Here is a 26,815-nt window from a genome sequence, read left to right on the forward strand (position 1 = left end):
GACCGCCGATGCCTGACACCCCTCCCGGCTCCGCCGTGCCTCCGAGGGCGCAGCGCTCCCCCCGGGCGTCGGACGTGCTCTGGGGCGCGGGCGCCCTCAGCCTGACCGCGCTCGGCCTCGCCGCCCGGGTCGGACGCCGTGCGGCCCGCCCCGCCGTCCGGGTCGTGCTCGACCCTCCCCTGGTGCCCTTCCGGCTCGGACCGGTCCTGCTCGCCGCCGTCGAGCGCCACGGCCGGGCCGAGCGGGCCGAGGCGCGACGGGCCGCGGACCGCCTGCTGGTCGCCGTGGTGCCGGCGGTCGTCGACCACCTCGGCCGCCTGCTGCCCGTCACGGACCTCGTGCGGCGGAACCTGGACCTGCAGGCCCTGGTCGCCGACGTCGACGTCGACGCCGTGCTGCGTGACCTGGACCTGACCGCACTGGTCTCGGAGCACGTCGACCTCGACGCGGTCGCCGCCACCCTCGACGTCGAGGCCCTGCTCGGGCGCCTGGACCTGACCGCGCTGGTCGCCAAGCACGTCGACCTCGACGCTCTCGCCGCCACCCTCGACGTCGACGCGCTGCTCCGGCGGCTCGACCTCACCGCCCTCGTCACCGAGCACGTCGACCTCGACGCCGTGGCCGCGACGCTCGACCTCGACGCGCTCGTCGCCCGGGTCCAGCTCGACGTGCTGGCGAGGGACGTGATCGCGGCCGTCGACCTGCCCGAGATCATCCGGGAGTCGAGCGGCTCGCTGGCCGCCGAGACCGTGCGCAGCGTCCGGATGCAGGGCATCAGCGCGGACAGCGCGGTCGACCGGTTCGTCGAGCGGCTGCGGCGACGGTCGGCAACCGGCCGCCAGCCCCGGGACGCCCCGGCATGAGCGTCCCGCACCCACCCGGCCACGTCTCGGCGGTGCCCGCCGAGGCCCGCCAGCACCAGGGCGGCCCCGCGGGCATCGTCAGCCGGCTGCTGGCCGCGTGCGTCGACCTCGCCGTCGTGCTGCTCGTGCTTGTGACGGAGTACCTGGCGTGGACGGCCGCACGGTTCGTGCTGGACTCCGAGGGCTTCCGCGCACCCCGCCCGTCGTCGGGGCTCGTGGCCGGCACCTACCTGGTCGTGGCCGTCGTGGTGCTCGCCCTGCCCTGGTGGGCACGAGGGCGCTCCTACGGCCAGCACGTCATGGGGCTGCGGGTGACCAGGCTCGACGGCCGGCCCCTGGGCTCGGTGCGCGCGATGCTGCGGGCCGTCGCGTGCGTGCTCGTGCCGGTCGGGCTGCTCTGGGTGGTCGTGAGCCGGCGTGACGCCGCGCTGCACGACGTGGTGCTGCGCACGAGCGTCCAGTACGACTGGGCGACCTGGCGCTGATTGCCGGTTGGCCGTTAGCGACCGGACGGCTGCCGGACGGTGAACAGCAGCGCTCCCAGGGCCACGACGACCAGCAGGGCGAGGCCGAATCCGTAGTCGTCCAGCCAGACCCCGTACGTCGCCCCCATCACGAGCGGCGGGAAGAACCCGCCGAGACCGCCGGCCGCGCCGACCAGTCCGGTGACCGTGCCGACCTTCTCCGGCGGCGACTGCACCGCCACCCACGCGAAGACGCCACCAGTGCCGAGCCCCAGGAACAGCGCGAGCAGGACGAATGCGACGCCCGCCGGCACCTCGACCGGCGGCTCGAGCGCCACGACCACCGCCAGCGCCGCGGTGCCGGCCAGCGACGCCATGACCACGGTGCGCGGGCCGACCTTGTCGGCCAGGATGCCGCCGATCGGACGGGCGACGACCGCGGCGATCGCGAACCCGGCGGTACGCGTGCCGGCCTGCTTCAGGTCGAAGTCGTACACGTCGGTGAGGTACGTCGGCAGGTAGGTGGAGAAGGCCACGAACCCGCCGAAGGTGACCGCGTACAGGAACGACATCCGCCACGTCACCGGCAGGCGCAGGCCCAGCGCGAGCTTCGGCAGCACGGGGTTGTGGTTCGCCTGCCACCGGGGCGAGTCGCGCATGGCCGTCCAGCACAGCACCGCGGTGAGCACGAGCGCCACGGCGACCAGCACGTGGGTGGCCGTGTAGCCGAACCACTCGACCATGCGCGGCGTGAAGAACGCCGACAACGCCGTGCCGCCCATGCCGGCGCCGAAGACGCCGGTCGCGAAGCCGCGGCGCGGCGCCTCGTACCAGGCGTTGACGAACGGGACGCCGACCGCGAAGGTCGTGCCGGCCACGCCGAGGAAGAACCCGAAGACGAGCAGCAGGCCGTACGAGCCGCGCTCGCCGGCCAGCGCCACGAGCAGCACGAACGGCGCGGACGCGGCCAGGAGCACGGGGAACATGAGTCGTCCGCCGAACCGGTCGGTCAACGCCCCGGCCAGGATCCGGCCGAGCGAGCCGACCAGCACCGGGATCGCGACGAGCAACGACTTCTGCGAGCTCGTGAGTTCCAGCTCGGTGGCGTAGCGGACGCCCAGCGGGCCCACCACGTTCCAGGCCCAGAAGCTCACCGCGAAGGCGAACGTCGCGAGCGCCAGGTTGCGGCCCTGGCCGCGCAGGTCGGCGGTGGTCTCGGTGGTGCGCGTGCTCGTCATCGGGGCTCCTGGCTCAGCGTCGGGACCGGTCGCTGGTGCCGACCGCGCTCCAGCCCCGGCGGGGCGGACGGGCCGAGGCCAGGTCGTCCCGGCTGCGGTAGACGATGTAGGGACGGAACAGGTAGTGCAGCGGCGCGGTGAAGGCGTGGACGAGCCGGGTGAACGGCCAGATCGTGAACAGCACCATGGCCATCAGCACGTGCACGTGGAACTGCACCGGCGCGGCCGCCATGGCGTCGACGTCGGGCTGGAGCGTGAACAGCGACCGGAACCACGGCGAGACCGTCTGGCGGTAGTCGTGCGCCTCGTGCCCGGCCCCCACGGCCTTGAGCGTGGTCCAGAGCCCGAGCGCGATGGTCGTGACCAGCACGGCGTACATGAGCTTGTCGTTGCGCGTCGTGGCCATGAAGACCGGCCCGGTCGTGCGCCGCCGGTAGACCAGGATCAGCAGCCCGCCGAGCGTGAACAGCCCGGCGACGCCGCCGAGCACCAGGGCGTTGACGTGGTACATCTCCTGGCTCACCCCGATCGCGTCGGTCCACGACTCGGGGATCACCAGCCCGATGACGTGCCCGATCAGCACGACGAGGATGCCGATGTGGAAGACCGGCGAGCCGATGCGCAGCAGCCGCGACTCGTAGAGCTGGGACGAGCGGGTCGTCCAGCCGAACTTGTCGTAGCGGTAGCGCCACCAGGTGCCGCCGACGAGCACCGCGAGCATCACGTACGGCAGGACGCCCCACAGCACGGTGCTCATCCCCGGGTCCCATCCAGCACCGGCAGCAGCCGGGGGTCGTAGGGCTCGAGACCGACCGCCTCGAGGGCGGGCGGCCCGGCCAGCGCCATCGCGCCGCGCCGGTCGGTGGGCGACTCCCCCGGCAGCGTCGCGCAGACCGCGGCGAGCGCGCCGGCGTAGGGCGTGCCGTGGTCGAGCAGCGCCAGCCGCAGCAGCTCCAGGGCGGGTCGGAAGTCCAGCAGCAGCTCGCTGCCGGCCGCGAGGTCGGCGACGGCCGCGAACTCCAGCACCATCGACAGGTGGTCGGGCAGCTCCCCGCCGGTGTCGACCAGGAACCCGCTGGCCCGGTACGCGGACTTGAAGCGGCCGAGCACCTCGCCGCGGCGGCGGGTGTCGCCGTCGGTCCAGTAGCTCAGGTGCAGCGCGTGCTTGCGGTTCAGGTCGAACAGGTCGACGTACGCCGTCTGCAGGACGTCCAGCGGCGTGGCGTCCAGGTGGTCGACCAGTCCGGAGAGACCCGGGTGGACGCCCGGGTGCTCGGCCAGGGCGGCCCGCAGGACCGGCACCTGGCCGACCAGCGCCTCGTCCGGGTAGCCCAGCGTCCAGGACGCCACCTGGTACGTGACCCGCGTGGCGGTCTCGTCGCGGCGCCGCCTCACGACGCGTCCTTCCCCGGGCTGGGCGGGAACATGCCGTCCGGCCGTCCGTTGCCGTCCCAGTTGAGCAGGTTCACCCGTCCGCGCATCGACCCCTGCGAGGCCGGCTCGTCGGCGGTCTGGCGGTCGCGCAGAGCGTGGAACGTCTCGACCGCCACGGGCACCGGGCTCCCGCTCGCCTCGCCGAACGGGCCCGAGTCGTACATGCCGGGGCCCTCGTCGAAGTCCAGCGAGCACCCCATCTCCTCCAGCCGGTGGGCGTCCTCCACGTGGGCGGTGGGGATGACGTAGCGCTCCTCGTACTTGGCGATCGCCATCAGCCGGTACATCTCGTACAGCTCCTCCTCGCCCATGCCGACCGACGCCGGGATGGACGCGTCGGGCTCCCGGCCCAGCGAGACGCCCCGCATGTACGCACGCATCGCCGCGAGCTTGCGCAGCACGCCCGTGACGACCTCGGTGTCGCCGGCGGTGAACAGCTCGGCCAGGTACTCCACCGGGATGCGCAGCGCCTCGATCGCCCCGAACAGCGTGCCGGCGTCCTCGGCGTCGTGCCCCTGGGACGACAGCAGGTCGACGACCGGCGACAGCGGCGGGACGTACCAGACCATCGGCATCGTCCGGTACTCCGGATGCAGCGGCAGCGCGACCCGGTAGGTCTTGGCCAGCGCGTACACCGGCGACCGGCGGGCGGCGTCCAGCCAGTCGTCGGGGATGCCGCTGCGTCGCGCCTCGGCGACGACCCCCGGGTCGTGCGGGTCGAGCATGAGGTCCAGCTGGGCCTCGTAGAGCTCCTGCGGGTCCTCGACCGAGGCCGCGGCGCTCACGGCGTCGGCGTCGTACAGGAACAGGCCGAGGTAGCGCAGCCGCCCCACGCACGTCTCCGAGCAGACCGTGGGCAGGCCGACCTCGACGCGTGGGTAGCAGAACGTGCACTTCTCGGCCTTGCCCGAGCGGTGGTTGAAGTAGATCTTCTTGTACGGGCACCCGGTGATGCACTGGCGCCAGCCGCGGCACCGGTCCTGGTCGACGAGCACGATGCCGTCCTCGGCACGCTTGTAGATCGCGCCGGACGGGCACGACGCCATGCACGAGGGGTTCAGGCAGTGCTCGCAGATGCGCGGGAGGTAGAACATGAACGTCTGCTCGAGCTCGAGCCGGACCTTGTCCTCGGACTCCCGGCGCAGCTTCTCGACCACCGGGTCGAGGTCGAGCATCTCGCTGGAGCCGCCGAGGTTGTCGTCCCAGTTGGCCGACCAGGTGATCTTGGTGTCCTCGCCGGTGATCAGCGACTTGGGCCGGGCGACCGGGAAGTCGTCGCCGAGCGGCGCCTCGACCAGCGTCTGGTAGTCGTACGTCCACGGCTCGTAGTAGTCGCCGAGCTCGGGCTGGACGGGGCTGGCGAAGATGCCGAACAGCTTCTTGACCCGGCCGCCGGCCTTGAGCTTGAGCTTGCCGTTCCGGCCCAGCTCCCAGCCGCCGCGCCAGCGCTCCTGGTCCTCGTAGCGCCGCGGGTAGCCCTGGCCGGGCCGCGTCTCGACGTTGTTGAACCACACGTACTCGGTGCCGGCGCGGTTGGTCCACGCCTGCTTGCAGGTCACCGAGCAGGTGTGGCACCCGATGCACTTGTCGAGGTTCATCACCATGCCCATCTGGGCCATCACGCGCATCAGTACTCGACCTCCTGGGACCGCTTCCGGACCGTCGTCACCATGTCGCGCTGGTTGCCGGTGGGACCGAGGTAGTTGAACGTGTACGACAGCTGCGCGTAGCCGCCGATCAGGTGCGTCGGCTTGACCAGCAGCCGGGTGACCGAGTTGTGGATGCCGCCGCGGCGCCCCGTGGCCTCGGACTTCGGGACGTCGATCGTCCGCTCCTGGGCGTGGTAGACGTACACGACGCCGGCCGGCATGCGGTGGCTGACGATGGCCCGCGCGACGAGCACGCCGTTGGCGTTCACGCACTCGACCCACTCGTTGTCGTGCACGTCGATGCTCTCGGCGTCCTGCGGGCTCATCCAGACGGTCGGGCCGCCGCGCGAGAGCGACAGCATGAGCAGGTTGTCCTGGTACTCGGAGTGGATCGACCACTTCGAGTGCGGGGTCAGGTAGCGGACGGTGACGGTGGCGCCGTCAGGCCCCAGCCGCGGCTCGCCGAACAGCCGGTGCATGTCCAGCGGCGGCCGGTACGTCGGCAGCGACTCGCCCAGGTCGGACATCCAGTCGTGGTCGAGGTAGAAGTGCATGCGTCCGGTGAGCGTGTGGAACGGCTTGAGCCGCTCGACGTTCACCGTGAAGGGCGCGTACCGGCGTCCGCCCGTCTCCGACCCCGACCACTCCGGGCTGGTGATGACCGGCACGGGTTGCTTCTGGGTGTCGGCGAAGGTGATGCGCCGCTCCTCGGACCCCTCGGCCAGGTCGGCGAGCGGCTTGCCCACGCGTTCCTCGAGCGTCCGGAAGCCCTGCACCGCGAGCTCGCCGTTGGTCGTGCCCGAGAAGGACAGGATCGCCTCGGCCAGCTTGGTGTCGGTGTCGATCGCCGGACGCCCGTCGCCGGCCCCGCCGAGCATGACGCCGTTCTTGCGCGCCAGCCGCTCGACCTCCTCGCCCAGCCGGTAGGTGACGTTCTTGACCGTGAAGCCGAGCCGGTCGGCCAACGGACCGACGGTCGCGAGCTTGTCGGCGATGGCGGTGTAGTCGCGCTCGACCACGGTGAACACCGGCATGTCGCGGCCGGGACGTCCGGGCCGGTCGGCGTCGCGCCAGTCGACGACGCGTCCCCCGGGCTGGGCGGTCTCGCCGGGGGTGTCGTGCTGCAGCGGGACGCTCACCAGGTCCTTGCGGACGCCCAGGTGGGTCCTGGCCATCTGCGAGAACCGCTGGGCGAGCAGGTGGAAGGTGTCGAAGTCGCTCTTGGCCTGCCACGGCGGGTCGATCGCCGGCGTGAAGGCGTGCACGAACGGGTGCATGTCGGTGGACGACAGGTCGTGCTTCTCGTACCAGGTGGCGGCCGGCAGCACGACGTCCGAGAGCAGCGTCGTGGACGTCATGCGGAAGTCGGCCGAGACGAGCAGGTCGAGCTTGCCCTCGGGTGCTTCGTCATGCCAGGCCACCTCGCTCGGACGCGGCACGTCCGGCGCCTCGCCTCCCTCGCCGTCGACGCCGCGGACGTTGGAGTGCGTGCCGAGCAGGTGCTTGAGGAAGTACTCGTTGCCCTTCGCCGAGGAGCCGAGCAGGTTCGAGCGCCACAGCACCAGCGTGCGCGGCCAGTTCTGCGGCGCGTCCACGTCCTCGATTGCTGGCGTGAGGTCGCGCCGGTGCAGCGCCTCGGCCACGTAGGTGGCGGCGTCCTGCGCAAGTCCCTCGGCGACGGCCGCCTCGGCGTCGTCGGCGACCTGCAGCGGGTTCGTGCCGAACTGCGGGTAGAACGGCATCCAGCCGAGCCGGGCGGACTGGGCGATCGCGTCGGCGGTGTGCTTGCCGCGCAGGTGCCCCTCGGCCAGCGGCGAGGCCAGCGAGTCGGCCGAGTAGCCGTCCTGGCGCCACTGGCCGGTGTGCATGTACCAGTACGAGGTGCCGGTCATGGTGCGCGGTGGACGCGACCAGTCCAGCGCGTTGGCCAGCGAGATCCACCCCGTGACCGGACGGCACTTCTCCTGGCCGACGTAGTGCGCCCAGCCACCGCCGTTGCGGCCCATGCACCCGGTGAGGATGAGCAGCGCCAGCATCGCGCGGTAGGTCGCGTCGCCGTGGAACCACTGGCAGACGCCCGCGCCCATGATGATCATCGACCGGCCGCCGGACTCCTCGGCGTTCTGGGCGAGCTCGCGGGCGACCCGCAGGCACTGCTCGGCCGGGACGCTGGTGATCTCGGCCTGCCAGGCCGGCGTGTAGGGCGTGCTCGCGTCGTCGTACCCGGTCGGCCACTCCCCCGGCAGCGGCTGCCCGGCCACGTCCCGCACGACGCCGTACTGGGCGAGCATGAGGTCCAGCGACGTGGTCACCAGGTGCCCGCCGACGCGCGTCGCGGGCACGCCGCGACGCAGCACCGACCCCTCGCCGTCGGGGGCGACGAACGCGGGCAGCAGCACCTCGGCCGGCTCCAACGCGACCGTTCCGTCTCCGTCGGCCACCGACAGGAGCGGCTCGGCCCCCTCGAGGTCGAGGTTCCAGCGGCCCTTGCCGGACTCGGCGTAGCGGAAGCCCAGCGACCCGTTCGGCACCACGGCCTCGCCGGACGTGGCGTCGAGCACGACCGTCTTCCAGGCGTCCTCCTCCGCGGCGGCGCCCAGGTCGGCGGCGGTGAGGAACTTGCCCGGCACCAGCCCGCCGTCGGCGTGCTCCTCGAGCCGCACCAGGAACGGCAGGTCGGTGTACTGGCGGACGTAGTCGGCGAAGAACGGCGTGCGGCCCTGCGCGTAGTGCTCGGTGAGGATGACGTGGCCCATCGCCATGGCGAGCGCACCGTCGGTGCCGGCCTGCGCGGGCATCCACTCGTCGGCGAACTTCGTGTTGTCCGCGTAGTCGGGGCTGACGGTCACGACCTTCGTGCCCCGGTAGCGCACCTCTGCCATCCAGTGCGCGTCCGGCGTGCGGGTCACCGGCACGTTCGAGCCCCACATCATCAGGTAGGTGGCGTCCCACCAGTCGCCGGACTCCGGCACGTCCGTCTGGTCGCCGAACACCTGCGGGCTGGCCACGGGCAGGTCGGCGTACCAGTCGTAGAACGAGGTCATGACGCCGCCGATGAGCTGCATGAACCGCGTGCCGACGCAGTGCGACACCATCGACATGGCCGGGATCGGCGAGAAGCCGGCGCAGCGGTCGGGCCCGTAGGTCTTGATCGTGTGGACGTGGGCGGCCGCGGCGATCTCGACCGCCTCCTCCCAGCTGGCCCGCACGAGTCCGCCCTTGCCGCGCGCCCGCTGGTAGCGGCGGCGACGCTCGGGGTCGCCGGTCACGTCGGCCCACGCGAGCACCGGGTCGCCCAGCCGGGCCTTGGCCTCGCGGTACATCTCCAGCAGCACGCCGCGCACGTACGGGTAGCGCACCCGCGTCGGCGAGTAGGTGTACCAGGAGAAGGCAGCCCCGCGGGGGCAGCCGCGGGGCTCGTACTCGGGCCGGTCGGGACCGACCGACGGGTAGTCCGTCTGCTGGGTCTCCCAGGTGATGATCCCGTCCTTGACGTAGACCTTCCAGGAGCACGATCCCGTGCAGTTCACGCCGTGCGTCGACCGCACGACCTTGTCGTGGCTCCAGCGGTCCCGGTAGAAGACGTCGCCTGCGCGACCGCCCTCCCGGAAGACCGCTCTGCCGTCGTCCGTCTCGTCCCAGCGCGTGAAGAACCGTCCTGCGTCCAGCAGCGCCTGGCTCGCCGGGCCATCAGTGGCCCGGCCTCTCCCCCGTGAGGCCATGCTCGGGACGCTACGTCCGGGGGTGGGGCACGGGCAACGGCCGCCAGGTGAACCTCAGGCGACGCGTCGGACGCGGTCATGCCCGCTCCGGCGGGTCGACGCGGACGACGGGTGCCTCAGTGGACGGCGAACGTGGCCCAGACCGTCTTCGCTCCCGGCGCCGCGGTCCGCACGCCCCACGCGTCGCTGAACGCATCGACCAGCACCAGGCCCCGGCCGCCGGGGGCGTCCGCTCCCCGGTCGACGGTCGGGCGGACGGGTTCCGGGGAGCGGTCCTGGACGTGCAGGTGCAGGACCCCGCCGCCGTAGGCGAGCCGGACGGAGCAGGCGGTGCGCGCGTGGACGACGGCGTTGGTGGCGAGCTCGCTCACGACCAGCTCGACGTCGTCGCACCGGCTGGCCAGGCCGTTCTCGTGCAGGTGGGCCCGGACGAACGAACGGGCCAGCGCGGGACTGGACTCCGCGCACGGCAGCAACAGCTGCCGCCACCACGTCGACGTCGATCCCATGACCTTCTCGCACGCTCGGAACGGATCCAAGGCGGGAAGCGGGGGCTGGGCCACCACCGGGTTCGGTTCGACCGTACCTCCGCGCCGGGCGACGCGCACCCCCTTCGGACCCGCCGGACGGGGGCGCCCGGCGCTATGCTCGGAGCCTGGCCCGAGCGCGTGGGGCGAAGCGCTCGCGACACAGATGGGGCACCACTGATGATCGAACGTGACGACGAGCTGACCGCGGCGGCGCACGCCCGCGTGCGGGTGCTGCTCGCCGCCTGCGCCCAGTCCGTGGGCGTCGACGGAGCCGGGTTCTCGCTCGCCCGCGCCGGCACCATGGAGCCGGTGATGGGCACCGACGACGTCGCGGAGGCGATCGAGCGCACCCAGTTCACCACCGGCGAGGGTCCGTGCCTGGACGCGTCGCGCTCGGTCTCGCCGGTGCTCGTGGCCGACCTCCAGCACCCGGGCGACGGGCACTCCCTGCGCTGGCCCGCGTTCGCGAACGAGGCCCGGGAGCTCGGCGTGCGCGCCATCTTCGCGCTGCCCCTGCGCGTCGGCGACACCGCCATCGGCGCGGCGGACCTGTACCGGCGCGATCCGGGACCGCTGGCCGGGCAGGCCTTGGCGCGGGCCCTGACCGTGGCCAACGCCGTCACGCTGACCCTGCTGGACGGTGGTCGCACCGACGCCACCTTCGGCGACGAGGCGCCCCTGATGAACCTGGACGCGCACCGCGCCGCCGGGATGATCATGGTGCAGCTGGGCGTGAGCATCGACCAGGCGCTCGTCCGGCTGCGGTCCACGGCCTACGCCGACGGGGTGCCCGTCGAGCAGCTGGCCAAGGACGTGATCGACGGACGTCGGCGCTTCGAGGAGGACGAGCGATGAGCGGCGACATCCCCGATCAGGGCACGGGCACGCGCGAGGAGCGGCTCGCCCGCACGTTCGTGAGCCTGGCCGACACCCTCGTGGCCGACTACGACGTCGTGGAGCTGCTCGACCGGCTCGTCCATGCCTGCGTCGACCTGCTCGGCGCCAGCCAGGCCGGCCTGCTGCTGCGCGACCAGCGTGGCGACCTGCACGTGATGGCGTCCTCGGACGAGGCGACCCGCATCGTCGAGGTGTTCCAGCTGCAGGGCACCGAGGGCGGTCCGTGCAGCGACGCCGCTCGCGACGGCGTCACGGTCGACGTCGACGACCTCGGACGCGAGAAGCGCTGGCCCGGCTTCGTCGCCACCGCCCTGTCGGAGGGCTTCCGGTCCGTGCACGCGGTGCCGATGCAGCTGCGCGACGAGACGATCGGCGCGCTCGGCCTGTTCGGCAGCGAGGGCGTGTCGATGTCGGAGGCCGACCGCCGGCTGGCCCGCGCCCTGGCCGACTTCGCCACCATCGGCATCCTCCAGCAGCGGACGCTGCACCGCTCGTCCCTGGTGACCGAGCAGCTGCAGGCCGCCCTGACCACGCGCGTGGTCATCGAGCAGGCCAAGGGCATGCTCGCCGAGCACGGCCGGGTGGGCATGGAGGAGGCGTTCGCCACGCTGCGCGGCTACGCCCGCCGCCACCAGGTGAAGCTCAGCGTGGTGGCCTCCGCGCTCGTGACCCGCGAGCTCGACCTCGACCGGGTCGGCAGCACCGGTCGCTGACGCCGGTCAGTCGTCCAGCACGGTCTGCGGCACGAGCGCGTCCTCGGCACCGGTGCGCCAGGCCACCAGCAGGACGGTCGCGTCGTCGCCGAGCACGGTCCCCGCGTCGTCCAGCAAGGTGCGCCGGAACCGCCGGAGGATCTCCGGGGCGCCGGCCCGGGACGCGGACTCCCGCTCGACGAACTCGACCAGCCCTTCGACGTCCAGGAACGAGCCGTCCGGGCGGCGGGCCTCGACCACGCCGTCGGTGTAGAGCACGACGACGTCACCGGGCTCGAGCTGCTCACGTCCGACCTGCACGTCGCCGAACGGACCGGGGGCGCCGAACGGCGTGGCCGGCTCGACCTCGAGCTGCTTGACCACGCGCCCGTCCCGGAGCACGAGCGGTGCCGGGTGCCCGGCGTCCACCCACTCCAGCACCCCCGTGGCGGGGTCGAGCCGGGCGAGGATGCCGGTGACGAAGCGGTCGGCGCCGAACTCGGCCGCCACGGCCTCGTCGACCATGACGTAGGCCTTCGCCAGGCCGGCACCGGACCGCCGGGCATGACGGCCCGCCGCCAGGACGAAGGTGCTCAGGCGGGCGGCGACGAGTCCGTGGCCGAGCCCGTCGAAGATGGCCAGGTGGACGCCGTCCTCGTTCACGGCGTAGTCGTACGCGTCCCCGCCGTTCTCGTAGGCCGGCTCGAGCATCGCCGCGATGACGAGCCCCTCGTTCGCGTACGTCATCGGCGGCAGCGCCGACCACAGCAGCTCGGCGCCAAGGTCCATGGGGCGGCTGCGCTGGACGAGCTCGAGGTCGTCGCCGTAGGCCCGCTTCGAGACCAGGGCCAGCGCGACCGCGTGACCGAGGCGCTCCAGCACCCGCAGCCGCTGCTCAGAGTCGGCGCCGGCCGTCGGCGAGGCGGCCTGGGGCAGGTCCAGCTCGACCACGCCGAGCCGGTCGGTGCCGTCGACCACGGGCACGAGCACCCGCACGCGTCCCGGGGCCGAGTCCGTCGTGAGGATCGTGGACGTGGTGAAGGCCCGGCCGGCCAGGCTCCCGTCGAGGCTCAGCGGAGCCGGCGTGCGGAACCCTGCCACCGGGAGCGGGACGAGCTCGGTCTGCTCCCGATTCACCCAGTACAGGACCACCTCGCCGGCGCCGAGCGCGGACTGCGCCTCCTCGACCACGAGCCGGGCGACGTCCGCCGGTCGCGACAGGTGCGTCCGCCGCAGGATGCCGTCGAAGAGGTCCGCCTCCGTGCGCCGCCAGTCGTCGACCATCGGCCCACCATGCCAGGACGCGCGCCCGTCCGCTCGTCCTGCAGCAGCTTCTCGACGTCCATCTGCCAGCCAGTGACCGACGCGCCGGCCAGCCCGTGGCACCGCTGCCCGCCACCTCACCCCTGGTGGGTGAGGCCGGCAGGCGGGACGAGCGGCGACGCTGAGGGGACCGACCGGAGGAGCAGCGATGGCAGACGCCGTGCCCGCGCGCGAGGCGACCTCGCGACGACGGCACCGGCTCGACGTCGCCGCCGGGCTGGCGTTCGTCGTGGGTGGCTCGCTGTTCGCGCTCGGCGCCGCGCTGGCCCAGCAGGGCTCCGTCGCGCTCGTGGTGGTGAACGTGACCTACCTGGTCGGGGGCTGCTTCTTCACGCTCGGCGGCGTGCTGTCCGTCATGGCCGCCGGGGGCCACGGTCCAGACCGGGCCTGGCGCGGCGCCGTCGTGCTGCTCGTCGGCACGCTCCTGTTCGGCGTCAGCCTGGTGGCGGCGTTCGCCGAGGGCCTGACCCCGCGCCAGTCGGACGGCTGGATCTGGCTGCCCGACATCAGCGGCTGCGTGTGCTTCCTGGTCTCCGGCCACCTCGCGCTGCTGGACGTGCGCGAGCCCGGCCAACTCGTTCCCGACCGGACGCCCGACTGGTGGGTCGCGACGGTCAACCAGGCCGGCTCAATCCTGTTCTTCCTCGCCGGGCTCGCCGCCTTCACGCGTCCGGCCACCGACGAGGTCGTCAACGAGGGCCTCGTCAACGGCGGCACCTTCGCCGGTGCGGCGTGCTTCGTCGCCGCCGGCTTCCTGCAGTCCTCCATCCCGACACGAACGGTGGGTCCAGCGACATGACCGAGCTCAGAGAACCCGGGGCCGAGGCCCTGTACGGCAACCGATTCCTCACCGAGAGGGTCCCCTCGACGTCGTTCCCGCAGGCGGGGATGCCGCCCGTGGACGCGATGCGCCTGCTCGGTGAGGACCTCAACCTCGAGGGCGACCCGCAGCGCAACCTGGCCACGTTCGTCACGACGTGGATGGAGCCCGAGGCGCAGCGGATCATCGCCGAGAACCTGCACCGCAACTTCATCGACCACGCCGAGTACCCGATCTCGGCCGAGATCGAGCAGCGCTGCGTCCGGATGCTCGCGGACCTGTTCCACGCGCCCGGCGAGACCACCGGCTGCCGCACCCAGGGCTCGTCCGAGGCGATCATGCTCGGCGCGCTATCGCTGAAGTGGAAGTGGAAGGAGCGCCGGGCCGCCGCCCACGCTCCGGCCACCGCGCCGAACCTGGTGTTCGGCGCGGACGTGCACGTCGTGTGGGAGAAGTTCTGCCGCTACTTCGACGTCGAGCCGCGGATCGTCCCGCTGGAGCCGGGCAAGTACACGATCGGGCCCGACGACGTCGCCCCGCACGTGGACGAGAACACGATCGGCGTGGTCGGCGTCCTGGGCACGACGTTCACCGGGCACATGGACGACATCGTCGGGATCAACCACCTGCTGCTCGAGCTCAAGCGCGAGCGCGGCCTGGACGTCCCGATCCACGTCGACGCGGCCAGCGGCGGGTTCGTCTGGCCGTTCCTGTACCCCGACTCCCCCTGGGACTTCCGCCTGGAGCAGGTGCGCTCGATCAACGTCTCGGGCCACAAGTACGGGCTCGTGTACCCGGGGATCGGCTGGCTGGTGTTCCGCGAGACCGCTGACCTGGCCGAGGACCTCGTCTTCTACGAGAACTACCTGGGGAAGACCGATGCCACCTTCACGCTCAACTTCTCCACCGGCGCGGCGATGGTGCTCGCCCAGTACTACAACTTCGTCCGCCTGGGCCGCGAGGGCTACACGTACGTGATGCGGCAGATGCAGCAGAACGCACAGGTGCTGGCCAAGAACCTGGAGGCGAGCGGCCGCTTCGAGGTGATCGGCGCCGGCCAGGAGCAGCTGCCGCTGGTGGCGTTCCGGCTGCGCGGCCGGCACACGTCCTACGACGAGTCCGACGTCGCCTGGCAGCTGTCGGCCGAGCGCGGCTGGATGGTGCCGGCGTACACGCTGCCGCCCAACGCCCAGTCCGAGAAGATCATGCGGGCGCTGGTCAAGGAGACGATGAGCCGCGAGCAGGTCGAGCGCCTGACCCGCGACATCGCCGAGGCCTGCGAGACCCTCGACGAGAAGGGCGGCACGCACGACGTCGAGCGCGAGCAGACGAAGACCGGCACCGGCTACTGACCGCTTCCCCGGCGCCGCCCACGTCGCTCAGGCGACCACGGCCCCGACGCCGAGCACGACGACGACCAGCGCGGCCAGCGCCGTGAGCAGCGGCCAGACCCAGCGCAGGTAGGTGCCGTAGGGCACGCGCGCGATCGCCAAGCCGCCCATCACCACCGCCGACGTGGGGATGAACAGGTTCATCAGCCCGGACGCGCTCTGGAACGCCGTCACGACGAGGTCGGCCTCGACGCCGACGAACGCGGCGAGCGGAGCCATGATGGGCATCGCCACCGTCGCCAGGCCCGACGACGACGGGATCAGCAGCGACAGCGGCAGGAACAGCAGGAAGACCACGATGGCGAACCCGACCGGACCGACGCCGTCGACCGCCTGCTCGGCCCAGTGCAGGACCGTGTCGGTGACGCCGCCGTTGTTCATGACCACCGTGATGCCGCGCGCGATGCCGATGATCAGGGCGACGCCCAGCAGGTCGCGGGCGCCGTTGACGAAGGAGTCGGTGAGCCGACTCTCCCCCATCCGGGCGACGACACCGATGAGGATCGAGAACAGGACGAACAGCGCGGTCATCTCCGGGAACCACCACCACAGCGTCGGCAGTCCGATGCCCATGTCCTCCCACGGGATGACGCCGTACATCATGGTCAGGAACGCCAGGCCGAACAGGCCGAGCACGACCTTCTGGCGGCCGGTCATGACGGCGTCGGCGTCGTCCTGCCGGACGCTGAAGTGCGCCTCGTTGTCCGCTCTCATGGCGTGGACCGCGGACCGCGTGGGGTCGTGCTTGACCTTCTCGGCGTACCGCATGACGAAGAAGATCCCGAGCCCGAGCCCGACGACGAGGATGATCAGGCGGGACACCAGTCCGTCGCTGATCGAGACCCCGGCGAAGCCGGACGCGATGCCGGTGGCGAACGGGTTGATCGTCGAGCCGAGCGTGCCGATCCCGCAGCCGAGCAGCACCACGGCCGCACCGGTCAGCGCGTCGTACCCGGCCGCGATCATCACCGAGATGACCAGGACGTAGAACGCGAGGCTTTCCTCGGCCATGCCGTAGGTCGAGCCGCCCAGCGCGAAGACGCACATGAGGATCGGGATCATCCAGCGCTCACGTCCTCGCAGCGCCGACACGAGCCGGCCGATGCCGGCCTGGATCGCGCCGGTCTGCATGGTGACGCCGAGGAAGCCGCCGATGACGATGATGAACAGGGCGACGTCGATCGCGCCGAACAGCACGCCCTCGTTGTAGTAGCTGATCGTCCCCTCGGCGTCCTCGATGCCGTAGAGGCCGTTGATCGGGGCGGTCAGCGAGTCCACGACGATCCGGGCGGAGTCGCCGTCGACCTCCTGGTAGGAGCCCGGGACGGGCGCCCCGTCGGCGTCCAGCTCGTACTCTCCCGCCGGGATGATCCAGGTCGCGATCGCCATGAGGACGATCAGCGCGAACAGGATCGTGTACGCCGAGGGGAGGGTGAAGCGGCGCCGCCGTCGGGCCGGTGCCTCGGTTGACGTGTCGCTCATGACTCTGCCTCCACGGTCGGGTCGTGCTCGTCGTCCCGCGCCGGCTGGGCGGGGGTCTCCTCGTCGGCCCAGGGCTCGGCCGTCCCCGGGACCTTGAACCCGAGGTAGCCGTAGACGACGTCGAGCACGGGGCTGAGCAGGTTGAAGAAGCAGTACGGCAGGTAGGCACCGGTCGCGACGCCCAGGACGCCGGACACGTAGGCGCCGCAGGTGTTCCAGGGCACCAGGACGGACGTGACCGTGCCCGAGTCCTCCACGACCCGGGACAGGACCTGCGGCGCGAGCCGGCGGCGCGAGAACTCGCGCCGGAACATGCGGGCCGGCAGCACCACGGCCACGTACTGGTCACCGGCGATGACGTTCAGGCCGACGCCGCTGCCGGTGACCGCCAGCAGGAGCGACCCGCGCGTCGGCGCGATGCTCACCACCGGTCGCAGCAGCCGCTGCAGGAACCCGGCGTGCTCCATGACGGCGGCGAACGACAGCGCCCCCAGCACCAGCCAGATCGTCGGCAGCAGGCTGGCCATGCCACCGCGGGTGAACAGGTCGTCGACGGCCTCCACGCCGGAGTTGCTGACGAACCCGGTGGCCATGGCGCCGAAGACCGCCTCGATGCCGGTGGCCACCGTGCCGAGGTCCGGGTCGTCGACGAACGCCTCCACCGCGTCCGGCTGCAGGAACGGCGCCAGGATCCCGGCGAACAACGAGGAGCCCAGGATGGACAGGAACGGCGGGAACCGCAGCACCGCGAACACGACGAGCAGGAGCAGCGGCAGCAGGCACCACGGCGAGATCCGGTAGGCGTCGCCGAGCACCGCCCGGGCGTCATCGGTGCTGATCACGGCCTCCGGCTCGGCGTTCAGCCCCAGCAGCAGGAACAGCACCAGGCTGATGCCCAGCGCCGGACCAGCGGTCCAGAACATGTTGCGCACGTGCTCGCCGACGCCGAGCTCACCGCCGACGAGCTTCGGCACGAGGATCGTGGTCTCCGACAGCGGCGTCATCTTGTCGCCGAAGTAGGCGCCGCAGATGACGGCGCCGGCGGCGATCTCCTCGGACATGCCCATGACGCGGGCCATGCCGACGAACGCCACGCCGAGCGTCCCTGCCGTGGTCCAGGAGCTGCCCGTGACCAGCCCCACCAGGGCGCACACGACCGCCGTCGCGAGGTAGAACCACGAGGGGCTGACCAGGGCGATGCCGTAGTCGACGATCGTCGGGATGGTGCCGGCCATGTTCCAGGTGCCGATCAAGGCGCCCACGGCCAGCAGGATGAAGATGGCACCGACGGCCGACGTCACGCCGCCCACGGCCGCGTCCGCCACCCCGGCCACCGTGTAGCCGTTCTTGAAGGCGACCAGGCTGGCGAAGGCCGCGCTGAGCAGCAGGGCGACCTGCAGCGGACCGTTCGTGGCGTCGATGCCGAACAGCACGATGGTGGTCGCCAGCAGGGCGATCAGCACCAATACCGGCGCGAGGGCGTCCAGCAGCGTCGCCTCGCGGACCGTCCGCGCGGTCCTGCCCTGTGCGCCGGCCATGGCGGACCCGACCTCAGCCGCTCACGGGCGCGGTCTGGGCCACTGCGCCGACGTCGTCGCCCCGGCGGTGGTCGTCCCCGCGCGCGACGGCGACGAGGCTGATCACGAGGACCAGCACCAGGACGCCGACGATCCAGCGCCACATCTCGCTCATCGCCGCCTCCTCACACCGGGTCGCGCACGAGCGGGCAGGTCATGCAGTGCCCGCCGCCGCGGCCCTTCCCCAGCTCGAAGCCCTCGATCGTGATCACCTCGACGCCGGCCTGGCGCATCTTCTCGATCGTGTAGGTGTTGCGCTCGTAGGCGACGACCACGCCGGGCTCCAGCGCGACGACGTTGTTGCCGTCGTCCCACTGCTCGCGGGCCTGCTGGTACTCGTCGCCGCCGGTCTCGACCACCTGCAGCTTCGGGACGCCCATCGCGTCGGCGACGGCGGTCAGGAAGTCCGGCTCCTCGGTGACGTGGAACAGGTTGCCTCCCGTGCCCGGGCGCAGGCTGATGGCGCGGACGTTCCCCATGACGGTCGGGTAGACGGTGACCTTGTCGCGGTCGAGCATCGTGAACACGGTGTCGAGGTGCATGTGGGCCCGGTCGCGGGTCATGACCACGGCGATGACCCGCTCGGCCTGGCCCTTCTCGAACAGCGCGGCGGCGATCTGCTCGATCATCCGCGCCTGGCTGCGCTCGCTCAGGCCGATCAGCACCGTGCCGTTGCCGATCGGCTGCACGTCGCCGCCCTCGAGCGACGAGCGGCCGAAGTCGTGGGCCTGGAACCGGCCGTCGTCGCCCTGCGGCGGGTACCAGAACTCGAAGTCGGCCTCGGCGAACATCGGGTGGTACTTGTAGATCATCGTGACGTTGTAGGCCTCGAGCCGGCGTGCCGGCCAGAACATCGGGTTGATCGAGACGCCGCCGTAGATCCAGCACGAGGAGTCGCGCGTGAACAGCGTGTTGGGCAGGGGCGGGAGCACGAACCGGCTCTCGTCGTCGAGCGCGGCGGCCGGCAGCGACGAGCTGCGGTACCGGCCGATGTCCAGGCCGGCCTCGGCCACGGTGAGCCCGCCGATCAGGTGGGTGGCGAGGTCCTCGGGCTTCATCGCCGCGAGCATCGCCCGTACCTCCTCGACGAGCGACAGGCCGACCGTGTACTCCGAGGCGGCGAGCTCGATCAGCCGCTGACGGCCCTCGGTGCTCGCGGCCAGCGACTCCGCGAGCAGGTCCTGCAGCAGGAACACCTCGACCCCGCGACCACGCATCTCGGCCACGAACCGGTCGTGCTCGGTCTGGGCCCGCTCGACCCACAGCACGTCGTCGAACAGCAGGTCGTCGTGGTTGGACGGCGTCAGGCGCTGCAGGCTGAGCTCCGGCCGGTGGACCATCACCTGCCGCAGCCTGCCGACCTCTGAGTGCACTCCGAACTTCGTCATCGCTCCTCCTCGGTGTCCTGCGACGGTCAGCCCGCCACGACCTGTGTCCCGGCGCTGCCGGCGACGATCTGCTCGATCAGACCCAGTCCGCCGATGGCGGCGCGCCGGCCGGTGGCCTCGACGAAGCCCGCCGCGGCGTCGACCTTCGGCCCCATCGAGCCGGCCGGAAGCTCCATCGCCCGCAGCTCGGCAGGCGTGGCACGGGTGACGAGCTGCTGGTCGGCGGTCCCCCATCCGGTGAACACGCCCTCGACGTCGGTCGCCATGACGAACAGGTCGGCGTCGATCTCCCGGGCGAGCAGCTCGGTGGCCAGGTCCTTGTCGATGACGGCCTCGACCCCGCTGAGCACCGGTCCGGTCTCGGTCTGCGTGACGACCGTGGGGATGCCGCCCCCGCCGGCGCAGATGACCACCACGTCGAGGTCGATCAACGCGCGGATGGCGTCCAGCTCGAAGATGCGCTGCGGCCGCGGAGAGGGGACGACCCGTCGCCACGCCTGGCCGTCCTGGCGGAACGGCCAGCCCTTCTCGCTGGTCAGCCGGCGGGCCTGCTCCTCGGTGTAGCCGGGGCCGACGAACTTCGTCGGGTGCTGGAAGGCGGGGTCGTCCGGGTCCACCCCGACCATCGTCATGACGGTGGCGAACCGCTCGGTCGGGGAGCTGTTGCGGAGCTCCTGCTCCAGGATGTACGCGATCATGCCTTGGGTCTCGGCGCCCAGGACGTCCAGCGTCGACGGCTCGGCCTCGGTGTACGCGGCCGCCTGCAGCGCGAGCAGACCGACCTGCGGACCGTTGCCGTGCGACAGCACCAGCTCGTGGTCGGCGGCGACCTTGGCCAGGGCGGGGGCGGCGCGACGCACGTTCCGACGCTGGGTCTCGGTCGTCATCGGCTCACCCCGCTGCAGCAGGGCGTTGCCTCCGAGCGCGACGACGACTCGCATGACGGGCTCCTCAGGATCCGAGGGTGGCGACCATGACGGCCTTGATGGTGTGCAGGCGGTTCTCCGCCTGCTCGAAGACGATCGAGCTCTCGGACTCGAACACGTCGTCGGTGACCTCCAGGCCCTCCATGCCGTAGGTCTGGAAGATCTCCTCGCCGACCTTGGTGTCGCGGTTGTGGAACGCCGGCAGGCAGTGCATGAACTTCACCTGCGGGTTGCCGGTGCCGGCCACGACGTCGGCGTTGACCTGGTACGGCGTCAGCAGCCGGATGCGCTCGGCCCAGACGCTCTTGTCCTCCCCCATCGAGACCCACACGTCCGTGTAGAGGAAGTCCACGCCCGACGTGCCCTCGGCGACGTCCGCGGTGAGGGTGAGCCGGGCGCCGGTGTGGTCGGCGATCTCACGGCAGGTCTTGACCAGGTCGTCGGCCGGCCAGAGGTTCTCGGGCGCGCACAGCCGGACGTCCATCCCGAGCTTGCAGGCGCCGACCATGAGCGAGTTGCCCATGTTGTTGCGCGCGTCCCCCAGGTAGCAGAAGGAGATCTCCTCGAGCGGCTTGTGGCTGTGCTCGGTCATGGTGAGCATGTCGGCGAGGATCTGCGTGGGGTGGAACTCGTCGGTCAGGCCGTTCCAGACCGGCACCCCGGCGTGCTCGGCGAGGATCTCGACGTTGCGCTGGGCGGAGCCGCGGTACTCGATCCCGTCGAACGTGCGCCCCAGCACCCGGGCGGTGTCCTTCATCGACTCCTTGTGGCCGATCTGGGAACCGCTGGGCTCGAGGTAGGTGACGGAGGCGCCCTGGTCCTTCGCGGCCACCTCGAACGCCGTGCGGGTGCGGGTCGAGGTCTTCTCGAAGATCAGCGCGATGTCCTTGCCGGCCAGCCGGTGCTGCTCGTAGCCGCCGTACTTGGCCGCCTTGAGCTCCGCCGACATGCGCAGCAGGAATCGCAGCTCGGCGGGGGTGAAGTCGAGCTCCTTGAGGAAGCTGCGGTTGCGAAGGTTGAAGGGCATGGCGTTCTCCTGGGGTGTCAGGTCGTCGCCGGCCTGGAGCCGGTGGCGGGGGCGGTTCGTCCGCGGGGCGTCGACGGTCCGCGCCGGGCGTGGAGCACGAGCTTGATGACCTCGTCGACGACGAGCAGGCTCGCGGCGAGGCCGAGGCAGATCGCCCACTGGCCGCCGGTGAGCTCGGTGGTGTCGAGCACCCGCTGGAGCAGGTCGATCGTCGTCACCGCCACGATGGCCAGGACCGCGATGCCGTACCGGCGCAGCTGCGCGGAGCCCGGCACGGCGTCCCGGTCGAAGATCGTGTGGACGGGGTCGCGGGCGAGCAGCCCGGCGACGACGTGGAAGACCGAAAGCGTCGTCAGCAGCATGGTCGAGGCGACGAGGGCCCCGTCGAGGTCGTCCCCGATCTGGTAGGCGACGAGCGACCCGACGGTCATGATCGCGCCCTGCACGCACAGCCGGATCCAGCTGGTGCGCGAGAGCACCGGTGCGCCGACCGGACGCGGAGGCTTCGCCATGAGGCCTTTGGTGGGGCGGTCGAACCCGAGCGCGATGGCGATCGGGATGTCGATGACCATGTTCAGCCACAGGATCTGCAGCGGGTTGAGCGGGACGCCGTCGGCGATCGACAGCGCGCCCGCGGCCAGGAAGATCGCGATGTACGCGACCAGGGTCGACATCTGGAAGCGCAGGTACTTCACCAGGTTGTCGTAGAGCGTGCGCCCGTACTCGACCGCGCCGACGATCGTGGCGAAGTTGTCGTCGGTCAGGATCATGACCGCGGCCTCCTTGGAGACCTCGGTGCCGGTGATGCCCATCGCGACGCCGATGTCGGCCGCCTTGAGCGCCGGCGCGTCGTTCACCCCGTCCCCGGTCATCGAGACGACGTTGCCCGACTGCTTCAGCATCTGGACCAGACGGATCTTGTCCTGCGGCGCGACCCGTGCGACCACGCCGATGTTCGGCAGGTCGCGGAGCAGCTCGTCGTCGCTCATCGCGGCGAACTCGGCGCCGGTGAGGGCGCGCCCCTCGATCCCGAGCTCGGCGGCGATCGCCGCGGCGGTGGTGGCGTGGTCACCGGTGATCATCCGCACCTGGATCCCGGCGGCGTGGCACTCGGCGATCGCGGCCTTCGCCTCGGCCCGCGGAGGATCGACGATGCCGACCATCGCGAGCAGCACCAGGTCGTCGACCAGCCCGATGAGCGCCGCGTCGCCGGCCGTGCGTGCCTGCTCGAACGTGGCCGGGTCGAGCTCGCGCTGGGCGACCACCATGACGCGCTCACCGTGGTTGGCCATGCGGTCGTTGGCCTCGAGCGCCGCGGCGCGCTGCTCGGTCGTGATGGGCGCGGGGCTCCCGCCGGGCGTGAGATGGCTGACGCCGCGGTCGATGAGCACGTCCGGCGCGCCCTTGACGTAGCAACGGACGACCGGGCGGCCGTCGGCACCGGTCATCTCGTGGAAGGTGGCCATGAACTTGTACTCGGAGTCGAACGGCACCTCGGCGACCCGCGGGTACTGGGCCCGCGTCGTGGCGAGGTCCAGGCCGCCCTTGCCGGCCAGGACGATCAGCGCTCCCTCGGTCGGATCGCCGATGAGGTTCTCGCCGTCGAGCACCGCGTCGGCACACAGCGCCATCGGCAGCAGGTACGGGTCGAGATCGAGGCGCGCACCGCCGACGTGCCTGATCTCGCCCTCCAGGCCATAGCCCTCCCCCGAGACGGTGAAGGTGTGGTGCCCGGGGATGACGATCTCGCGCGCGGTCATCTTGTTGAGCGTGAGCGTCCCGGTCTTGTCCGAGCAGATCGCGGACGTCGCGCCGAGCGTCTCGACGGCGGGCAGCCGCTTGACGATCGCGTTGCGCCGGGCGATCTCGCGCGTCCCCATCGAGAGCAGCGCGGTGACCACGGCCGGCAGCCCGGTCGGGATCGCCGCCACGGCCAGCGCCACGCCGGTGATGAACAGCGTGTCGAACGACTCGCCGCGCGCCAGCCCGAGCATCACCACGACGACGAGGGCGACGCCGGCGATCGTCGCGATGATCTTCGACAGTCCGTCGAGCTGCTTCTGCAGCGGCGTCTTGTCGGCCTCGGTGCTGGCCAGCAGGTCGGCGATGTGCCCGATCTCGGTGTCCATGCCGGTGGCGGTGACGACGTACTCGCCCCGCCCGCGGGTCACCGAGGTGTTCATGAAGACCATGCAGGTGCGGTCGCCCAGCGGCACGTCCGTGCCCGGCACGGCGTCGACGGACTTGCCCACCGGGAGGCTCTCGCCGGTCAGCGCCGCCTCCTCGATCTCGAGCGTCGCGGCCACCAGCACCCGTCCGTCGGCCGGGACGCGGTTGCCCGCCTCGACCAGCACGACGTCGCCGGGCACCAGCTGGCCGGCGTCGATCTCGATGGCCTCGCCGTCGCGCCGCACTCGGGCGATGGTCTTCATCATCTTGGACAGCGCCTTGACGCTCTCCTCGGCCTTCGACTCCTGCCGCAGGCCGATGACGGCGTTGAAGAGCGTCAGTCCGAACAGCACGGCGGACGTCCCGACCTCACCGGTGACCACGAGGTTCACGGCGGCGGCGACCAGCAGGATGACCTGCATGAAGTCGCGGTACTGACGCAGGAAGGCCTGGACCGGTGACTCCTTCTTGGCCGCGGTCAGCTGGTTCGGGCCGTGCGACGCCAGCAGGGAGGCGGCCTGGTCGGAGCCCAGGCCCCGGGCCGGGTCGACGCCGTACGACTCCGCCACGGCACCGGCCTCGGTGGCCGCCACGGGCAGTTCATCGCGGACGTGCGTCTGCGTCATCCACCCATCGTCGAGATCCGGACGGTGCCGAGCATCGCCTGGAAAGGGTGACGACGCCGGGCGATCAGCGTGTCAGGACGCGTCCTGCGTCGAGCGCTCCAGGGCGCGGCGCAGGTACGGCGCGGTGATGCTGTCCGGGTCGTCGAGCAGGTCGGCCGGCGTCGCCGTCGCGACGACGGTGCCGCCGCGGTCGCCGCCGCCGGGGCCGAGCTCGATCACCCAGTCGGCGGCCGCGATCACCTGCATGTCGTGCTCGACCACGACGACGGTGTCGCCGGCCTCGGTCAGCCGGGTCAGCACGCGCACCAGGTCGCGGACGTTCACCGGGTGCAGGCCGCCGGTGGGCTCGTCCAGGACGAAGACGGTGTCGCCGCGGCGCGGACGCTGCAGCTCGGTGGCCAGCTTGATCCGCTGGGCCTCGCCGCCGGACAGCTCGGTGGCCGGCTGGCCCAGGGTCAGGTAGCCCAGGCCGACGTCCAGCAGCGTGGTCAGCGAGCGGTGGACGGCCGGCACGTCGGCGAAGAAGTCCGCCGCCTCCTGCACCGTCATCGCGAGCACCTGGCCGATGTCGTGGTCGCGGTAGCGCACCTCGAGCGTCTCGGGGTTGTAGCGCGAGCCGTGGCACGTGGGGCAGGTCGAGTAGCTGGTCGGCAGGAAGACCAGCTCGATGGCGATGAAGCCCTCGCCCTCGCACGTCGGGCAGCGTCCGGCCTCGACGTTGAACGAGAACCGTCCGGCCGACCAGCCGCGCTCCTTGGCCGCGTCGGTGGCGGCGAACAGGCGCCGCACGGCGTCGAACAGTCCGGTGTAGGTGGCGAGGTTCGAGCGCGGCGAGCGTCCGATCGGACGCTGGTCGATCTGCACCAGGCGCGGGGCGCCGGTGTCGTCGGCCGGCGTCGTGAGGCGCTCGGCGATGGCCGTGAGCAGCGACGACTTGCCCGCCCCGGAGACGCCGGTGATCGCGGTCGTCACGCCGATCGGCACGCGGACGCTGACGTCCTGCAGGTTGTGCAGCGACAGGTGGTCGAGCTCGTGCCAGCCGCGCGGCTCGCGGGCCTGCAGGCTCGGCGCCTCCTGGCGGCCGAACATGAACTCGGCGGTGGCGGAGTCCGCGACGTCGGCGAGCGCCTCCGGCGGACCGCTGTGCACGACGTGGCCGCCGAGCACGCCTGCGCTCGGGCCCACGTCGACGACCCAGTCGGCGTTGCGGGCGATCGAGAGGTCGTGCTCGACGACGAACAGCGAGTTGCCGGTCGCGACGAGCTCGCGCAGGGCGGCGTACAGCGCCTCGGAGTCGGCCGGGTGCAGGCCGGCCGACGGCTCGTCCAGCACGTAGAGGACGCCGAACAGGCCCGAGCGCAGCTGCCCGGCGAGGCGGACGCGCTGCAGCTCGCCGGCCGACAGCGCCGTGCTGGGCCGGTTCATCGACAGGTAGCCCAGGCCGAGCGCGATGATCGCCTCGACCCGGGCGCCGAAGTCCTTGACCAGCGAGCGGGCGGCGGTGGACGCGGCGGCGCCATGCCGGTCGGTGCCGCGGGCCTGCTCGGCGAGCCCCTCGTCCAGCAGGCCACAGACCTGCGAGAGCGGCATGGCGGTCATGTCGGCGATGTCGATGCCGGCGAACGTCACGGCCAGCGCCTCGGGCTTGAGCCGCTTGCCGTGGCACGTCGGGCACGGCCCCTCGGCCAGGAACTGCTCGAGCTTGGCCCGCTCGGTGTCGGACTTGGTCTTGGCCAGGTTGCGCATGAGGTACTTCTCGGCCGACTGCCAGGTGCCGTGGTAGCTGCTCTCCTGGCCCTGCTTGTTGCCCTGCAGGAGCATCCGCGGCTCCTCGTCGGTGAACAGCATCCAGTCGCGCTGCTCCTGCGGGAGGGTGCGCCACGGCGCGAACCGGTCGATGCCGAGCTTGGTGACCATGCGGCGCACGTTGAGCCCGACCCAGGCGCGGGACGCCCACACGCCGATCGCACCGTCCTCGATCGACAGGTCCGGGTCGGGCACGAGCAGCGCCTCGCTCGTGCGGCGTGAGACTCCGCTGCCGTGGCAGGTCGGGCACGCACCGACGGCGGTGTTGGGTGAGAACGCGGACGCCGGCAGGTGCGCGGCGCCCTCGGGGTAGGTGCCGGCGCGGCTGTAGAGCAGGCGCAGGACGTCCGAGAGCGAGCTCAGCGTGCCGAGCGTCGACCGCGAGCTGGACGCGCCACGCGACTGCTGCAGCGCGACGGCTGGCGGCATCCCCTCGATCGTGTCGACCTCCGGCGCCCCGACCTGCGACATCAGCCGGCGTGCGTACGGAGCGACGGACTCGAAGTAGCGCCGCTGCGACTCGGCGAACACCGTCCCGAACGCCAGCGACGACTTGCCCGAGCCGGACACCCCGGTGAACGCGACCAGGCAGTCACGCGGAAGGTCGACGTCCACGTCCCGCAGGTTGTGCTCCCGCGCACCCCGGACCTTGATCCACCCGGACGACCCCTTCGGCAGGTCGGTTCCATGCAGGTCGGGCGCGTGGTCGGGCATGCCGCCAACGTAGTGCCGGCCGCCGACGCCCGCTCCGCGGAGGTGGCGCACGCGGACCCACCACGTCGGAGATTCAT

Annotated in this window: 21 protein-coding genes; 6 read left to right on the forward strand and 15 right to left on the reverse strand. The window is 71.8% G+C overall.

The annotated features are described in order from the left end of the window. Window positions 1-8: 8 nt before the first annotated feature. Both HGAM_RS19195 and HGAM_RS12505 read left to right on the forward strand, forming a co-directional pair. Window positions 9-863: a hypothetical protein gene (locus tag HGAM_RS19195; RefSeq protein ID WP_147543688.1), complete on the forward strand. Its 855-nt coding sequence runs from the start codon at window positions 9-11 to the stop codon at window positions 861-863. Then, complete coding sequence (locus HGAM_RS12505; protein ID WP_019145843.1) at window positions 860-1,348, forward strand: RDD family protein; 489 nt, start codon at window positions 860-862, stop codon at window positions 1,346-1,348. The genes HGAM_RS19195 and HGAM_RS12505 overlap by 4 nt, the downstream gene beginning before the upstream one ends. A 14-nt stretch (window positions 1,349-1,362) precedes the next feature. Here HGAM_RS12505 and HGAM_RS12510 read toward each other — a convergent pair whose 3' ends face one another. From HGAM_RS12510 to HGAM_RS19200, 6 genes are all read right to left on the reverse strand, one after another. Continuing rightward, on the reverse strand, window positions 1,363-2,565 hold the full coding sequence (locus HGAM_RS12510) for an MFS transporter (protein WP_019145844.1): 1,203 nt from the start codon (window positions 2,563-2,565) through the stop codon (window positions 1,363-1,365). Between the two features lie 13 nt (window positions 2,566-2,578). Next, complete coding sequence (gene narI / locus HGAM_RS12515; protein WP_019145845.1) at window positions 2,579-3,322, reverse strand: respiratory nitrate reductase subunit gamma; 744 nt, start codon at window positions 3,320-3,322, stop codon at window positions 2,579-2,581. Then, the gene (gene narJ / locus HGAM_RS12520) at window positions 3,319-3,960 is read right to left on the reverse strand and encodes a nitrate reductase molybdenum cofactor assembly chaperone (RefSeq protein WP_019145846.1); all 642 of its coding nucleotides are present in this window, start codon (window positions 3,958-3,960) and stop codon (window positions 3,319-3,321) included. Before narJ ends, narI begins: the two co-directional genes overlap by 4 nt. Continuing rightward, on the reverse strand, window positions 3,957-5,627 hold the full coding sequence (gene narH, locus HGAM_RS12525) for a nitrate reductase subunit beta (protein ID WP_019145847.1): 1,671 nt from the start codon (window positions 5,625-5,627) through the stop codon (window positions 3,957-3,959). The genes narJ and narH overlap by 4 nt, the downstream gene beginning before the upstream one ends. After that, window positions 5,627-9,370, reverse strand: coding sequence for a nitrate reductase subunit alpha (locus tag HGAM_RS12530; RefSeq protein ID WP_019145848.1), 3,744 nt, complete (start codon window positions 9,368-9,370; stop codon window positions 5,627-5,629). The genes narH and HGAM_RS12530 overlap by 1 nt, the downstream gene beginning before the upstream one ends. Before the next feature lie 116 nt (window positions 9,371-9,486). Further along, the gene (locus HGAM_RS19200; RefSeq protein ID WP_019145849.1) at window positions 9,487-9,879 is read right to left on the reverse strand and encodes an ATP-binding protein; all 393 of its coding nucleotides are present in this window, start codon (window positions 9,877-9,879) and stop codon (window positions 9,487-9,489) included. 198 nt (window positions 9,880-10,077) lie between these two features. On the opposite strand from HGAM_RS19200, the gene HGAM_RS19205 reads away from it, so the two are divergent. Next, complete coding sequence (locus HGAM_RS19205; protein WP_019145850.1) at window positions 10,078-10,755, forward strand: GAF and ANTAR domain-containing protein; 678 nt, start codon at window positions 10,078-10,080, stop codon at window positions 10,753-10,755. After that, a complete protein-coding gene (locus HGAM_RS12545) occupies window positions 10,752-11,510 on the forward strand; it encodes a GAF and ANTAR domain-containing protein (protein ID WP_019145851.1) in 759 nt (252 codons plus the stop codon). The genes HGAM_RS19205 and HGAM_RS12545 overlap by 4 nt, the downstream gene beginning before the upstream one ends. A 6-nt stretch (window positions 11,511-11,516) precedes the next feature. Here the strand turns inward: HGAM_RS12545 and HGAM_RS19210 are convergent, their stop codons facing one another. After that, window positions 11,517-12,773, reverse strand: a complete 1,257-nt coding sequence (locus tag HGAM_RS19210) for a PP2C family protein-serine/threonine phosphatase (protein WP_019145852.1) — start codon at window positions 12,771-12,773, stop codon at window positions 11,517-11,519. A 187-nt stretch (window positions 12,774-12,960) separates the two neighbouring features. On the opposite strand from HGAM_RS19210, the gene HGAM_RS19215 reads away from it, so the two are divergent. Then, window positions 12,961-13,611, forward strand: coding sequence for a hypothetical protein (locus tag HGAM_RS19215; protein WP_019145853.1), 651 nt, complete (start codon window positions 12,961-12,963; stop codon window positions 13,609-13,611). Then, complete coding sequence (gene gad, locus HGAM_RS12560) at window positions 13,608-14,984, forward strand: glutamate decarboxylase (RefSeq protein ID WP_020693504.1); 1,377 nt, start codon at window positions 13,608-13,610, stop codon at window positions 14,982-14,984. Before HGAM_RS19215 ends, gad begins: the two co-directional genes overlap by 4 nt. A 27-nt stretch (window positions 14,985-15,011) precedes the next feature. Here gad and HGAM_RS12565 read toward each other — a convergent pair whose 3' ends face one another. The 8 genes from HGAM_RS12565 to HGAM_RS12600 form a co-directional block, all read right to left on the reverse strand. Then, a complete protein-coding gene (locus HGAM_RS12565) occupies window positions 15,012-16,505 on the reverse strand; it encodes a YfcC family protein (RefSeq protein ID WP_019145855.1) in 1,494 nt (497 codons plus the stop codon). Next, entirely contained in the window at window positions 16,502-18,043 is a 1,542-nt protein-coding gene (locus tag HGAM_RS19220; RefSeq protein WP_020693503.1) for a Na+/H+ antiporter NhaC family protein, read from the reverse strand. The genes HGAM_RS12565 and HGAM_RS19220 overlap by 4 nt, the downstream gene beginning before the upstream one ends. Window positions 18,044-18,056: 13 nt before the next feature. Continuing rightward, complete coding sequence (locus tag HGAM_RS20410; protein WP_019145857.1) at window positions 18,057-18,197, reverse strand: hypothetical protein; 141 nt, start codon at window positions 18,195-18,197, stop codon at window positions 18,057-18,059. A gap of 10 nt (window positions 18,198-18,207) precedes the next feature. Further along, a complete protein-coding gene (locus tag HGAM_RS12580) occupies window positions 18,208-19,470 on the reverse strand; it encodes an arginine deiminase (RefSeq protein ID WP_019145858.1) in 1,263 nt (420 codons plus the stop codon). Window positions 19,471-19,496: 26 nt separating this feature from the next. Then, a complete protein-coding gene (gene arcC, locus HGAM_RS12585) occupies window positions 19,497-20,411 on the reverse strand; it encodes a carbamate kinase (protein ID WP_019145859.1) in 915 nt (304 codons plus the stop codon). Between the two features lie 10 nt (window positions 20,412-20,421). Next, the gene (gene argF, locus HGAM_RS12590; protein WP_019145860.1) at window positions 20,422-21,423 is read right to left on the reverse strand and encodes an ornithine carbamoyltransferase; all 1,002 of its coding nucleotides are present in this window, start codon (window positions 21,421-21,423) and stop codon (window positions 20,422-20,424) included. A 17-nt stretch (window positions 21,424-21,440) separates the two neighbouring features. Then, on the reverse strand, window positions 21,441-24,218 hold the full coding sequence (locus tag HGAM_RS19225; RefSeq protein WP_019145861.1) for a cation-translocating P-type ATPase: 2,778 nt from the start codon (window positions 24,216-24,218) through the stop codon (window positions 21,441-21,443). 72 nt (window positions 24,219-24,290) lie between these two features. After that, window positions 24,291-26,738, reverse strand: coding sequence for an ATP-binding cassette domain-containing protein (locus HGAM_RS12600; protein ID WP_019145862.1), 2,448 nt, complete (start codon window positions 26,736-26,738; stop codon window positions 24,291-24,293). Between the last annotated feature and the right edge of the window lie 77 nt (window positions 26,739-26,815).

This window comes from Aeromicrobium massiliense JC14 (genome assembly GCF_000312105.1).
Taxonomy (GTDB): Bacteria; Actinomycetota; Actinomycetes; order Propionibacteriales; family Nocardioidaceae; genus Aeromicrobium; species Aeromicrobium massiliense.

Bases quoted from the DNA above. Each gene is read 5' to 3' on its own strand.
- HGAM_RS19195 (WP_147543688.1), top strand. From the start codon at position 9: ATGCCTGACACCCCTCCCGGCTCCGCCGTGCCTCCGAGGGCGCAGCGC.
- HGAM_RS12505 (WP_019145843.1), top strand. From the start codon at position 860: ATGAGCGTCCCGCACCCACCCGGCCACGTCTCGGCGGTGCCCGCCGAG.
- HGAM_RS12510 (WP_019145844.1), bottom strand. From the start codon at position 2,565: ATGACGAGCACGCGCACCACCGAGACCACCGCCGACCTGCGCGGCCAG.
- narI (WP_019145845.1), bottom strand. From the start codon at position 3,322: ATGAGCACCGTGCTGTGGGGCGTCCTGCCGTACGTGATGCTCGCGGTG.
- narH (WP_019145847.1), bottom strand. From the start codon at position 5,627: ATGCGCGTGATGGCCCAGATGGGCATGGTGATGAACCTCGACAAGTGC.
- HGAM_RS12530 (WP_019145848.1), bottom strand. From the start codon at position 9,370: ATGGCCTCACGGGGGAGAGGCCGGGCCACTGATGGCCCGGCGAGCCAG.
- HGAM_RS19200 (WP_019145849.1), bottom strand. From the start codon at position 9,879: ATGGGATCGACGTCGACGTGGTGGCGGCAGCTGTTGCTGCCGTGCGCG.
- HGAM_RS19205 (WP_019145850.1), top strand. From the start codon at position 10,078: ATGATCGAACGTGACGACGAGCTGACCGCGGCGGCGCACGCCCGCGTG.
- HGAM_RS12545 (WP_019145851.1), top strand. From the start codon at position 10,752: ATGAGCGGCGACATCCCCGATCAGGGCACGGGCACGCGCGAGGAGCGG.
- HGAM_RS19210 (WP_019145852.1), bottom strand. From the start codon at position 12,773: ATGGTCGACGACTGGCGGCGCACGGAGGCGGACCTCTTCGACGGCATC.
- HGAM_RS19215 (WP_019145853.1), top strand. From the start codon at position 12,961: ATGGCAGACGCCGTGCCCGCGCGCGAGGCGACCTCGCGACGACGGCAC.
- gad (WP_020693504.1), top strand. From the start codon at position 13,608: ATGACCGAGCTCAGAGAACCCGGGGCCGAGGCCCTGTACGGCAACCGA.
- HGAM_RS12565 (WP_019145855.1), bottom strand. From the start codon at position 16,505: ATGAGCGACACGTCAACCGAGGCACCGGCCCGACGGCGGCGCCGCTTC.
- HGAM_RS19220 (WP_020693503.1), bottom strand. From the start codon at position 18,043: ATGGCCGGCGCACAGGGCAGGACCGCGCGGACGGTCCGCGAGGCGACG.
- HGAM_RS20410 (WP_019145857.1), bottom strand. From the start codon at position 18,197: ATGAGCGAGATGTGGCGCTGGATCGTCGGCGTCCTGGTGCTGGTCCTC.
- HGAM_RS12580 (WP_019145858.1), bottom strand. From the start codon at position 19,470: ATGACGAAGTTCGGAGTGCACTCAGAGGTCGGCAGGCTGCGGCAGGTG.
- arcC (WP_019145859.1), bottom strand. From the start codon at position 20,411: ATGCGAGTCGTCGTCGCGCTCGGAGGCAACGCCCTGCTGCAGCGGGGT.
- argF (WP_019145860.1), bottom strand. From the start codon at position 21,423: ATGCCCTTCAACCTTCGCAACCGCAGCTTCCTCAAGGAGCTCGACTTC.
- HGAM_RS19225 (WP_019145861.1), bottom strand. From the start codon at position 24,218: ATGACGCAGACGCACGTCCGCGATGAACTGCCCGTGGCGGCCACCGAG.
- HGAM_RS12600 (WP_019145862.1), bottom strand. From the start codon at position 26,738: ATGCCCGACCACGCGCCCGACCTGCATGGAACCGACCTGCCGAAGGGG.